Annotated in this window: 9 protein-coding genes; 6 read left to right on the top strand and 3 right to left on the bottom strand. The window is 72.6% G+C overall.

Features of this window, described 5'->3' with window-relative positions:
• The first annotated feature begins 69 nt into the window (after window positions 1–69).
• Window positions 70–843, top strand: a complete 774-nt coding sequence (locus ACWIF2_RS16540) for a thioesterase II family protein (protein WP_454361090.1) — start codon at window positions 70–72, stop codon at window positions 841–843.
• On the opposite strand, the gene ACWIF2_RS16535 is transcribed toward ACWIF2_RS16540, so the two are convergent.
• Window positions 820–1638: an AfsR/SARP family transcriptional regulator gene (locus ACWIF2_RS16535; RefSeq protein WP_454361089.1), complete on the bottom strand. Its 819-nt coding sequence runs from the start codon at window positions 1636–1638 to the stop codon at window positions 820–822. The genes ACWIF2_RS16540 and ACWIF2_RS16535 overlap by 24 nt on opposite strands.
• 257 nt (window positions 1639–1895) lie before the next feature.
• Between ACWIF2_RS16535 and ACWIF2_RS16530 the strand changes: the two genes are divergently transcribed.
• Together ACWIF2_RS16530 and ACWIF2_RS16525 are read left to right on the top strand one after the other, a co-directional pair.
• Entirely contained in the window at window positions 1896–5741 is a 3846-nt protein-coding gene (locus ACWIF2_RS16530; protein WP_454361088.1) for a type I polyketide synthase, read from the top strand.
• A 100-nt stretch (window positions 5742–5841) separates the two neighbouring features.
• Entirely contained in the window at window positions 5842–6522 is a 681-nt protein-coding gene (locus ACWIF2_RS16525) for a TetR/AcrR family transcriptional regulator (RefSeq protein WP_454361087.1), read from the top strand.
• Between the two features lie 143 nt (window positions 6523–6665).
• On the opposite strand, the gene ACWIF2_RS16520 is transcribed toward ACWIF2_RS16525, so the two are convergent.
• Window positions 6666–7724, bottom strand: a complete 1059-nt coding sequence (locus ACWIF2_RS16520) for a LacI family DNA-binding transcriptional regulator (protein WP_454361086.1) — start codon at window positions 7722–7724, stop codon at window positions 6666–6668.
• Between the two features lie 174 nt (window positions 7725–7898).
• A complete protein-coding gene (mmuM, locus tag ACWIF2_RS16515) occupies window positions 7899–8810 on the bottom strand; it encodes a homocysteine S-methyltransferase (protein ID WP_454361085.1) in 912 nt (303 codons plus the stop codon).
• Window positions 8811–8940: 130 nt separating this feature from the next.
• Here mmuM and ACWIF2_RS16510 point away from each other — a divergent pair, with 130 nt between their 5' ends.
• From ACWIF2_RS16510 to ACWIF2_RS16500, 3 genes are read left to right on the top strand one after another with little or no spacing between them, the layout of a single operon-like run.
• The gene (locus tag ACWIF2_RS16510) at window positions 8941–10368 is read left to right on the top strand and encodes an amino acid permease (protein ID WP_454361084.1); all 1428 of its coding nucleotides are present in this window, start codon (window positions 8941–8943) and stop codon (window positions 10366–10368) included.
• A gap of 9 nt (window positions 10369–10377) precedes the next feature.
• Window positions 10378–11493: an aminoglycoside phosphotransferase gene (locus tag ACWIF2_RS16505; protein ID WP_454361083.1), complete on the top strand. Its 1116-nt coding sequence runs from the start codon at window positions 10378–10380 to the stop codon at window positions 11491–11493.
• Between the two features lie 32 nt (window positions 11494–11525).
• A complete protein-coding gene (locus tag ACWIF2_RS16500) occupies window positions 11526–12353 on the top strand; it encodes an MOSC domain-containing protein (RefSeq protein WP_454361082.1) in 828 nt (275 codons plus the stop codon).
• Window position 12354 lies beyond the last annotated feature (1 nt).

Here is a 12354-nt window from a genome sequence, read left to right as displayed (position 1 = left end):
GGAACACGCTCCCGGCCCGGAGAGCCCGCGTCCTGCGTGACCACCGCGCCGACCCGCCAAGGAATGAGCATGCTTCCCCACTCCGACGACTGGACGCACGTGCTGCGCCCCTCGGCACGGCGCGACAGCCGCCTCGTCGTCTTCCCGCACGCCGGCGCGGGCCCGCAGCGCTACTCGAGCGTCCTGGCCGGACTGCCGGACACGGTGGAGGTGGTGGGCGTCACGCTGCCCGGACGGGAGCGGCGCGCGGGCCTCGCACCCCGTACGACCGTAACCGCCGCCGTGTCGGGCATCGGCCGCGGACTGCGCGACCTCGCCCCCGTCCCCACCGTCTTCTACGGGCACAGTCTGGGCGGGCTGCTCGCGCTCGCCGTCGCCCATGCGGGCGCCGCGCGCTGCGACGGCGTGGTCGTGAGCTGTTCCCAACCGGGCGCCCGAAGCCGACCGCGCCCGGAACACCCGGGATCCACAGCCGAGTTGGCGGAGATCCTGGCGACCCACCGGCTGCCCGCCGACGCCCTGCGCGATACGTCGCTCAGCCCGGCGCGGCAGGTCCTGGCCCATGACCTCGCACTCGCGCGGGACGCGCTGCGCGCCGTGGAGCCCCTCCGGCTCACCGTGCCGGTGACCGCGCTGGCCGGCACGGACGACCCGCTCGTCCCGCCGGGCGTGCTGCCGCTGTGGGCCCGCTTCACCTCGGGCCCGTTCCGTGCCCGGCTCGCCGAGGGCGGGCACTTCTTCCCCTTCACCCCGTATGGTCAGGGCGTCCTGCTCGAAGAGCTCGTGGCGACCCTGACGGCCGCTCACCTGGCGGGGCCGCTACGCCCCGACAAGGTGGGGTGAGCGGTCGTCCAGGAAGGTGTGCTCCAACGCGTCGTCACAGTTCAGGATCTGCTGCTGGAGGCGACGCAGCCGGTGCGAGGGCTCCAGGCCGATCCCGTCTGTCAGCGCGGCACGCAGGCCCTGATAGGCCGCCAGCGCGTCGTTGCGGCGCCCGGAGAGGTACAGCGCCAGCATCAGGTACTCGTGCAGCACCTCGTCGTAGGGATTGAGGGCCACGAGGGCGTGCAGTTCGCCGATCACCTCGGCGTAGCGGCGCAACCGCAGGTCCAGGCCGACGCGCTGGCTCAGCACCGCCTTGCGGTCCTCCTCCAGCCGTAGCACGTGCGGGTGCAGCACGGGCCCGGCCGGCACATCGGCCAGGGGCGCGTCCCGCCACAGCTTGAGCGCGTTGTTCAGCTGGGCCGACGCCTGGGACAGGTCGCCCCTGGCCTCCGCCTCTCCCGCCGCCGAGACGAGCCGGTGGTAGCCGACGATGTCGAACTGTTCGCCGGGGACCTCGAGCCGGTAACCGGTGGCCTCGGTGATCAGCGTCTCCTTGGGGAGACGGGCCGAGGGCCCGCCGTCGACGGCGCGGCCGATGCTCTTGCGGATCTGCATGACGCAGTTCTGGATGCCCGTCGAGGCGCTCATGGGCACGTCGAGGCCCCACAGTTCGCGCTCGATGGCGGCCCGCTGCACCACACGCCCCCGGTTCAGGATGAGCACGGCGAGGAGCTTCCTTGCCTTCAGCGCCGTGGGGACCACCGACACACCGTTCATGGTCACGCGCAGGGGACCCAGCACTCTGGCGATCATCCGTCCTCCTCCTGAGCTTCTGTGTAGCGGTTTATCAATGGACTGTAGCCCATGTTTCTACCCGTGTCGTTCGCGGGTGCGGCGCCCTACGGGAGGTAACGGCAGGTCACCAACCTTACGAAGCGGGCAAAAAGTCGCCCGTAGCGCGATCGTCTCCCAGTGTTAACGGAGTCGACCGGGAGTCAAACTTGGTCTCTGGTGTACTTTTGGATCCTGACACCACATCACTTAGGGGGGACCTGGTGCAGCAAGGCGGCATGCCCGAAATCGCGATCGTCGGGATGGGATGCAGATTTCCCGGAGCGCGTGGGGTGCGTGAGTTCCGGCAACTGCTCGAAGCCAACACCGACGCCGTCACGCCCGTACCGGAGGACCGGTTCAACGTAGAGCGGTACCACTCCGCACAACCCGGTGAACCGGGCACGACCGTCTCGCGGCACGGCGGGTTCATCGACGATCTGTACGGCTTCGACGCCGCCTTCTTCGGCATCGCCCCGCGCGAGGCGCTGGCCATGGACCCTCAGCAGCGGGTTCTCCTCCAGGTGGTCTGGGAAGCGCTGGAGGACGCGCACATCCTCCCGTCCTCGCTGGCGGGCAGCCGTACCGGCGTGTTCGTGGGACAGGCGACCGCCGAGTACGGAGACCTGGCGGAGTCCGAGGGGTTCCAGGACGTGCACGGCATGGCGGGCAGCCGGCTGCGGACGATGACCGCGGGGCGCCTCTCCTTCGCCCTCGATCTGCGGGGCCCCAGCCTGGTGGTCGACACCGCGTGCTCCTCGTCCCTGGTGGCCGTGCATCTCGCCCGGCAGAGCCTGCTGACCGGAGAGAGCGACATGGCCGTCGCCGCGGGAGTCAACGCCGTGCTCTCACCGTCCGACGCCGTCACCTACTCCCAGGGCGGCATGCTCGCTCCCGACGGGCGCTGCAAGTTCGCCGACGCCTCGGGTGACGGCTTCGTGCGCAGCGAAGGAGTGGGGACGGTCCTGCTCAAGCGCCTGCCCGACGCGCTGCGCGACGGTGACCGGATCCTCGCCGTACTGCGGGGAAGTGCCGTCACCAACGACGGCCAGGGCAGCGGCATGTTGCTCCAGCCCGCCGTGTCCGGACAGACCGAGATGATCCGCTCCGCCTGCCGGAGCGCCGGCATCACCCCGGACCAGCTCGACTACGTGGAAGCGCACGGCACCGGCACTCCGGTCGGGGACGACGTCGAACTGCGCGCCCTAGCCGAGGTATTGGACGAGGAGACAGCGGGAGAGCGGTCCCGCCCGCTGCTCATCGGTTCCGTCAAGACCAACATCGGGCACGCCGAAGCCGCCGCCGGGATCGCGGGCCTGATCAAGACCGTGCTCATCGCCCGGCACCGCACCATCCCCGCATCACTGCATCTGCGCACACCGCACCCCGCCCTGGCCGGGGGCAGCACCCCCCTCGAACTCGTCTCGCGCAACACCCCGCTCGTGCCCGGCGGCCGGGCCGCGCTCCTGGGCGTCAGTTCCTTCGGCCTCTCCGGCACCAACGCCCATGTGATCGTCGGCGAGTACGTGCCCGAACCGGCCCACGAGCCGATACCGGAACCGGCCGCCCCGGCCGGTGAGGAACCGCGGTTGCTGCTGCTCAGTGCCCGCACTCCGGAGGCCCTCGGCCGACTCGCCGCGCGCTACGCCGCCTTCCTGGAGGGCGCCGAGGGGCGTGCCTTCGCGCTGCGCGACATCTGCCACGCCGCCGCGACGCGCCGTGACCCCCACCCCCACCGCCTGTGGGCCGTCGGCCGCACCCATGACGAACTCGCCGCCGCTCTGCGCGCCCTGGCCGCGGGCGAGGAGACCCCGGACGGAGGGACGGCCGACGCCGGTTTCGCGGGCGACCGCAGGATCGCCTTCGTCTTTCCCGGGCAGGGCTCGCAATGGCTCGGGATGGGGCGCCACCTGCTCGCCTCCGAAGCGGTGTTCCGGCAGACCCTGACCGAATGCGACACCGCCGTCCGGGAGGAACTGGGGTGGTCGGTCATCCGCCTGCTGACCGGCGAGGGCGAGGACCCACCGCCGGAACTCCCCGACGACGTCGCGGTGGTGCAGCCCCTGCTGTGGGCCATGCAGGTGTCGCTGGCCGCGCTCCTGCGCGCCAAGGGGGTCGACCCCGGCCTCGCCATCGGGCACAGCATGGGCGAGGTGGCCACCGCCCAGGTCTGCGGTGCGCTGTCGCTCAGGGACGCCGCCTCGGTCATCTGCCGGCGCAGCTCCCTGATGCAGCGGCTGGCGGGGCGCGGTGCCATGCTCGCCGTCGAACTCGACGCGCTGACCGCGGCGGACGTCGTGGCGCCCTACGGCGACGCGGTGTGCGTCGCGGCGGAGAACGCCCCGAGGAGTACGGTCCTCGCCGGGGACGCCCGCGCTCTGCGGCGCATCGCCGAACGCCTCGAGGCCGAAGGGGTGCAGAGCCGGCACGTCAAGGTCAACGTGGCCTCCCACTCCCCGTACATGGCGGAACTGCGGGACGACCTGGCCGCCGCACTCGCCCACCTCGCCCCGCTGCCCGCCCGCACCGCGATGTTCTCCACCACCCGCTGCGAGCCGGTCGAGGGACCCGAGCTGGACGCCGCCTACTGGGTGGACAACCTTCGCGAGCGGGTGCGCTTCGTCGAGGCCGTGCGGGCGGCCGCCAAGGAGGAGACGGTGTTCCTGGAGGTCGGCCCACATCCGATCCTCGTCCAGTCCGTCGCGGCGGTCCTCGCGGAGCAGGGCGCCGCACCCGCCGCCGTGGCCACCCTCAAGCGCCACCAGGACGACGGCGAGAACATCACCCGGGCGCTCGGGCAGCTCTTCTCGCACGGCGGACGCGTCGACTTCGGCCGCTTCTTCCAGGGGACCGCACCCCACGTCCCGCTGCCGACGTACGCCTGGGACCAGGAACAGTTCAGGAAGGACCCTGCTCCCGCAGCGACGCCCGCCGGGCCGGCCGAGCACGTACGCGAGATCGAGCTGCGCGAGCTGGGCCTTGACGACCTCGGGGAGAGCGTCCGCACCCGAGGCGGCGCGGCCGCCGTACCGCCGGTGCTCTACTTCAAGGCCGTCCTGCGGGCGGCGAGCGGCATCGCGTCATGCGGTGAAGGAGTGCTGGAGGACGTCGAGTTCGGGAGCCGGCCCCTGGAACTGGAGCGGGCGCGCGACGCCGCGGTACGTGTGAGCCTGGCGCCGGCCGCGCGGGAGGGGACCTTCGTGTTCACCGTCACCGTGGCGCGCACCACGGACGGCGCCCGGGACGGCGAGCTGTGTATGACGGGCAGGTTCCGCGCGGCCGGCGGGAGCGGAGCGGCGGAGCGGCAGGGCGGGGAGCTGCTGGACGCCGGCCTGACCCGGTGCACCTCGTACGTGCCGGCGGGCGAGTTCTACCGCCGCGCCCAGGGCCGCGGCTACACCGTCGACGCCTCGCTGCGCACCGTGGCCCAACTGTGGTGCTCCGAAGGCGAATCGGTGGCCCGCATGCGCCGCGCCGGGGCGGGGGCGACCGGACTCGAGGCCGGGCTTCTGACGATGCTCGCCGCGTGGCCGCACTCCACGGGCGCAGGGGGGAGGCCGGACGGCTATGTGCCGGTGTCCTTCGGCCGCGTCCTGGTCCGGGACGAGGAGGCGGTCGGCCGGGACCACTGGTGCGTGGCCCGCTTCACGCCCGGCGACGGTACGGACGACGCCCGCTGCGATGTGTGGCTGACGGCCGAGGACGGCCATCTGATCGCGGAGTTCCGTGACATACGCCTGCGCGAGCGAGCGGTCGGCCCCGCCCGCGAGGCGCCCGACGCGGTCAGGGCGGCAGAAGACCCGGCACCGGCTCCCGCCGCGACGACCGCCCCGCCCGCGATCGCCGCCCCCGGGCCCGGTCTCGCCGCCGACGACGTCCTGAAGCAGGCCGCCACCGTGCTCGGCCTCTCGGCGACCCGGCTCGATCCCCGCAGGCCGCTGCGGACCCTGGGGCTGGACTCCCTGCTGGCGACCGAGCTCAGGGTGCGACTGCACCGCACGGCGGGTGTCGACATACCCGCCACCCGGCTGCTGGGCCGCGAACCCATCGGTGTGATCGCCGCTTCCGTGGCGTCCGGGCCCTGACGTCATGGCAAACCAAGACCATGACTCATAGATGTACCGTGGTATAATTTTTGGGGGCCAGGGGGAGCCCGCACAACGACGTGAGAAGGCGAGGAAGCACATGGCCTCTGAACCTGCCCGCCCCCTCGGGCGCAGAGAGCGCAGCAAGCAGCGGGTGCGGGACCGCATCTACACATCCGCCCTGACCCTCTTCGCGGAGCAGGGCTACGACGGCACCACGATCGACCAGATCGCCGAGCACGCCGACGTGGCCCGGGGCACCTTCTTCAACTACTTCCAGCGCAAGGAAGACCTGGTCACCGCGTGGGCCGAGGCCCGGAAGCGGCGCCTGGAGCTGGCGATGGAAGAGTCGATGAAGTCCCGCAACGACGATGTGACGGTGCATCTGGAGCGGTGCATGGCGGCGCTGGCGGAGTTCAACGAGTCCGAGCGCGAGATCACCGCCGCCATGCTCCAGGCCTGGGTGAAGGCCGGGCAGCCCCTCCTCGAGGAGCCCTACGCTGGCCAGGTCTTCGCCAACATCATCGAAGCCGGCCGCCAGCGCGGGGAGGTCAGCTTCGACATCGACCCGATGCGGGTCGGCAACATCCTCCGTGATTCCTATCTGGGCCTGCTCTACCGCTGGTCACAGGACCCGGGCGGGCGCGTGCCCCTCCACATCGAACTGCGCGAGGTCCTCAGGATCGTCCTCACCGGCGTCCTGTCGTACTCCCAGCACGGGCGCGGGGCCCCGGCATCGCCGGTTCCCGCCTCCGCGCCCGCCGCGACGTCGCAGGCGTAGCGCCCCGGCAGGCCTCCGCGAACTCGGCGCGCGCGTCCCTCAGTGGCCGCGCCGCCACCAGCGCCGTCCGCGGTCGGCGCGGAGGGTCTTGAGATTCTCCGCCCCGACCGGGGTTTCGACAACAGCGGTATGTCCCCCGGGAGTTACCGATCCGGGGGCGGGCCCACCGAATCGCGTACCACCACGTGCGTGCCCAGCAGCAGGTGCTCGTCCGCGGCGCCCGGGGCGCGTTCGAGGGCCGTGCGGACGGCGAGACGGCCCAGTTCCTCGTAAGGGACGTGGACCGTCGTCAGTGCGGGGTGCAGATCGCGGGCGAAGGGGATGTCGTCGTAGCCGGCGAGGGAGACGTCGCCCGGGACGGACAGGCCCGCCTCGTGCAGGGCGGTGAGGGCGCCCGCCGCGACCATGTCGGTGGCGGCCACGACGGCCGTGAAGCCGAGGTCGTCCTCGAGCGCCTGCCGCATCAGGCGGTGGCCCGCGTCCCGCGTGAAGTCGCCGTGCAGGACGAGGGACTCGTCGGGGGTGAGGCCGCGGGCCCGGTGCGCGGCGAGGTAACCGCGTTCGCGGCCCAGGGCCGTGGTGTGGTCCGCCCGGCCGCCGAGGAACAGCACCCGGCGGTGCCCCTGGGCGAGCACATGGGCGACCAGGGTGTAGGCGCCGCCCTCGTTGTCGTACTCGATGACCGTCACCGGGGCGCCGGGGTCCAGCGGCGGCCGGCCGCACAGGACCAGGCGGGAACCGGCCGAGGCGAGGGAGTCCGCCATGCGATGGGTGCGTTCGCGGTACTCGGGGGTGTCGGCGCTGCCGCCGACCAGGATCACCGCGGCGGCCCGCTGGGCACGCATCATCTCGACGAACTCCAGCTCCTGCCGGACATCGCCCTCCGTGCTGCACACCAGGCAGAGATGGCCGAGCCGGGTCGCCTCGCGTTCCACGCCGTGGGCCATGTGCGCGAACGACGGGCCGGTGATGTCCTCCAGCACGAAGGCGAGGGTGGGCGTGCCGACACCCGCGATCGCCTTCGCCCTCGCGTCGGCCACATAGTCCAGCTCACGGACCGCCCGCATCACGCTCCCGCGCGTCGCCGCGCTCACCGGATACACGCCGCCCAGCACCCGGGACACCGTCGACGCCGAGACGCCCGCGCGCAGCGCCACGTCACGGATGGTGCTGCGGCTCGCGTCCCCGCTCTTCCTCGTCATGCCTGCCTCGTCTCTCCCGGGCACCTGCGGCAACACCATGGCAACCGGTTCCCATGCGGAGGCTAGCAGCGCAGCAGGACGGGGAGGAGGGGTGTGCGCGGACCGGTGCCGGGCCTCGCGGGCAGGCGGGGCCTCGCGGGCAGGCGCGGCGGGACTTCGCGGGCACGCGGGCCTTTAGGCCAGGCCCAGCGTTCCCGCGATCCCCGAGATCGCCTCCGGCCCCACCCGGCAGCAGCCGCCGATCAGCCGGGCACCGGCCTGCTGCCATCCCGTCACCTGGCCGGCCGTGAACCTCGAACGTCCGGTCCAGGCGCGGGCCTCGGCGTCCCAGGTCTCGCCGCTGTTGGGGTAGACGACCACCGGCTTGCCGGTGACCCGGGCCGCGGTCGAGGCGGCGGCGTCCACGTCCTCGGGCGCGCAGCAGTTCACGCCGACCGCGATGACCTCGTCCGCGTCGGCGGCCAGGGCGAAGGCCTCCTCCAGCGGCTGCCCGGCACGCGTGCGGCCGCCGGCGACGGAGTACGTCAGCCAGGCCGGCACCCCGAGCCCGCGCACCGCCCGCAGCAGCGCGGCGGCCTCGTCGGCGTCCGGGACCGTCTCCAGTGCGAGGACGTCGGGGCGAGCCGCCGCCAGCACCTCCAGCCTCGGGCGGTGGAAACGCTCCAGTTCGTCGACCGTGAGCCCGTAGCGGCCCCGGTACTCCGAGCCGTCCGCGAGCATCGCACCGTAGGGCCCCGCCGAGGCCGCCACCCACAGGGGCCGGGAGACACGCGCCCGGCGAGCCGCCTCCCGTGCCGACTCCACGCTGAGCGCCATGAGTTCGGCCGCCCGGTCGTGGCCGATCCCGCGCTTTCCGAAGCCCTCGAACGTGGCCTGGTAGCTGGCGGTGATCGCCACGTCCGCGCCCGCCCGGAAGTAGGCCAGATGCGCCTCGGTGATCGCCTCCGGCTGTTCGGCGAGCAGCCGCGCCGACCACAGTTCGTCGCTCAGGTCGTGCCCGGCCGATTCGAGCTGGTTGGACATGCCGCCGTCGAGGACGACCGTTCCGGCGGCGAGGGCTTCGGCGAGGGTGATGGTGCTCGTCATACGAACGACCGTAATCGAGATCCGGCCCCGGACCCCAGCCGATTGTGTCCAGCACATGAACAGATCGACCACCATGTGGGATGGCGGTTACGATCAGGACCCTCCCCCTCCGCTTGTAACAGGAACCCTCATGACCGTCCCCAGCCCCACCGAGGCCGCCGAGCCCGCCGAGTCGGCCGAACCGGCCACCGCGGCGGCCCCCGCTCCCCGCCGCACCTTCGGCCTCGCCGCCGCCACGGCCCTCGTCATGGGCAACATCATCGGCGGCGGCATCTTCGCCCTGCCCGCCACCGTCGCGCCCTACGGCACGATCAGCCTGCTCGCGTTCGTCGTGCTCTCGGTGGGAGCCGTGGCGCTCGCGCTGCTCTTCGGCAAGCTGGCCCGGCGAAGCCCGGTCACCGGCGGGCTCTACGTCTACCCGCGTGACGCGTTCGGCGAGTTCGCCGGGTTCCTGTCGGCCTGGTCCTACTGGACGATGTGCTGGGTCAGCATCGCCGCCCTGGCCGTCGCGGTCGTCGGCTACGTCGACGTCCTGATACCCCTGCACGGCAACCACGCCCTGCAGGCCGCCGTAGCCATGGCCGCCCTGTGGCTGCCCGCCGCGGCGAACTTCGCGGGCACCCGGTGGGTCGGCACGGTGCAGGTCGTCTCGACGATCCTGAAGTTCGTACCGCTGCTCCTGCTCGCCACGATCGGCCTGTTCTTCGTCGACGCGGACAACTTCGGCCCGTTCAACGCCTCCGGACAGAGCGTCTCGGGGGCGCTGGCCGCCTCCGCCGCGCTGCTGCTGTACAGCTTCCTCGGGGTCGAGTCGGCCGCCGTCAGCGCGGGCGAGGTCCGCGACCCGGAGCGCACGGTCGGCCGGGCGAGCGTCCTCGGCACCCTGGCCTCGGCCCTGGTCTACATCCTCGGCACGGTCGCCGTCTTCGGACTGGTCCCGCACGACCGGCTCGTCGACTCGGGCGCCCCGTTCGCCGACGCCGTCAACGCCGTCACCGGCAGCTCCTGGGGCGGCACCGCCATCGCCCTGGTCGCCGTCGCCTCGATCACCGGCTGCCTCAACGGCTGGATCCTCATGGCCGCGCAGATGCCGTACGCCGCCGCCCGCGACGGTCTCTTCCCGGCGCCGTTCGCGCGGCTGGGCAAGGGCGGCGTCCCCGGCTTCGGCGTGTGGGCCTGCGCGGTCCTCGGCACGCTCCTCATCGCCCTGAACTACACGGCCGGCCCGGACACCACCTTCCGCGTCCTCGTCCTGATCACCACGTTCACCGGCTGCGTGCCGTATCTGCTGTCGGCGGCGGCCCAGTTGTACTGGCTGGCACGCGGCACCCGCGAACTCCCCCACTCTCGGCTTCGCTCGAGCGGGAGGGGCCCCCATCGCCCCGCGGGACTCGCCCGTGACCTGGTCGTCGCCGTCCTCTCCTTCGGCTTCTCCTTCTGGCTGATCGCCGGGGCCGGATACGCGGCCGTCTACCAGGGCGTGCTGTTCCTGTTCGCCGGGATTCCCGTGTACGTGTGGCTCAGGGGACGCAAGGACACGGCGGCGGCCTCGGCATAGCATCGGGGGATGCCCGAGGTCGCTGTCGCTGATGCCGAAATCCGTGAGGTCCTGGGAGTCCCGGCCGGGAGGGCGGTGTTCGAGCCGCTCACGCACAACCCGCACAACGGCGTCACGGCCGGAGTGTGGCGGGTCACGGCCGGCGACCGCTCGGCCGTTCTGAAGGTGCTGACGCGGACGAAGGAGACCAGCGTCGCCTGGTCCGCCTCCAACGACCCCCGGCACTGGAACTTCTGGCGCCGCGAGGCGTACGTCTACGGGTCCGGGCTCGCCCAGGTCTGGCGGCGGCACGGCATCCGCGCGCCCCGGCTGCTGGCCTGTGTCGAACGCCCCGACGGCGATGTGGCGCTGTGGCTGGAGGACGTGCCCGGCGCACCCGCGACGGCCTGGCCGCTCGCCCGGCACGTCGAGCACGCCCACCGGCTCGGCGCCGCACAGGGCGCGGTGGGGGCGGGGGAGGACCAGCCGTGGCTGTCCCAGCGCTTCCTGCGCGACTACACGACCGGCAAGACGACGGGCCAGGACCTGCTCGACGACGACGAGGCTTGGCGTCACCCCCTGGTCCGGGAGCACTTCCCGGCGGGCCTGCGCGCGGACATGGTCCGCCTCCACCACGACCGCGAGTGGTTCCTCACGGTCATGGAGTCCCTGCCCCGCACCTTCTGCCACCTCGACCAGTGGCCGGCCAACGTCCGCTCCGACGGCCGCGACAGCGTCCTGGTCGACTGGGCGTTCGCCGGCGACGGCGCGCTCGGCGAGGACCTCGGCAACTACCTCCCCGACTCCGTCTTCGACCTGTTCGTCCCCGCCGCCGATCTCCCCGGCCTGGCCAAGGCGGCCTATGACGCCTATGTGCACGGCCTGCGCGAGAGCGGCTGGCACGGCGACGAACGACTCGTACGGCTCGGTGTGTGCGCCTCCGCGGTGAAGTACGACTGGCTCACCGCGCTGATGCTGGCCCGGGCCGACGACGAGCAGGTCGGGTACGGCGGCACGGGCACCGTCCCCGCCGCACTCCGCTACCGCGAACGCGGCCTGACCCTCGCCTTCCTCGCCGACTGGGCGGCCGAGGCACGGCTGCTGGCTCCCCGACTCGGCTTTCCCGAGGCACCCAGCGGACGCTGACGGCAGGCAGGCAGCAGGAGGGAAAGAAAATCATGGCCCGTGTGGTCGAGTTGACGTACTACCCCCTCAAGGGGTGCGCCGGGACACAGGTCCAGGAGGCGCTGCTGACCCCCGCCGGACTGGCACACGACCGCAGCTTCATGGTCGTCAGCGAGGAGGGCGTGTACCGGACGCAGCGGCGGGACCCCAGGCTGGCCCTCGTCCGGCCCGCCATCACCGCCGACGGGTCGCGACTCACGCTCCGGGCACCAGGACTGGAGGCCCTCCACCTCCGGGTGGACACCTCCGGCCCCCGGCAGCAGGTCGACCTGTTCGGCACCCCCTACCAGGGCATCGACCAGGGCGATGCGGCAGCCGCCTGGCTCTCGGACGTGCTCGGCGCCCCGAGCCGGCTCGTGCGCGTACCGCCGGAGCACGACCGGGTGACCGACGGCATGACACCCGGCACCTCCGGATACGCCGACAGCTGCGCCCTGCACGTCATCTCCCGCTCCACCCTCGGCCTGCTCAACCGGAGACTGGCCGAGCGCGGTGCACGCCCGCTGCCCATGGACCGCTTCCGCCCCAACCTCGTGCTCGACGGCTGGGACGACCCCCACACCGAGGACCGCGCCCACCGCATCCGCATCGGCGACACCGAACTGGGGTATGGGAAGCTCGCCATCCGCTGCGCGGTCACCCTGGTCGACCAGCACTCCGGAACCAGGGCGGGCCCGGAACCCCTGCGCACCCTCGCCGCCTACCGGCGGGCGTCCGAGGGCGGCATCGCCTTCGGCACGAAGTACGCGGTGCTCCGGCCCGGCAAGGTCTCGGTCGGCGACGAGGCGGCCGTCACGCTGTGGGGCGAGTCCGAGGTGTGAA

Source organism: Streptomyces sp. NPDC055506 (assembly GCF_053643595.1).
Note: the sequence above shows the minus strand (reverse complement) of the source record. Positions and strands in the feature narration are given on the sequence as shown.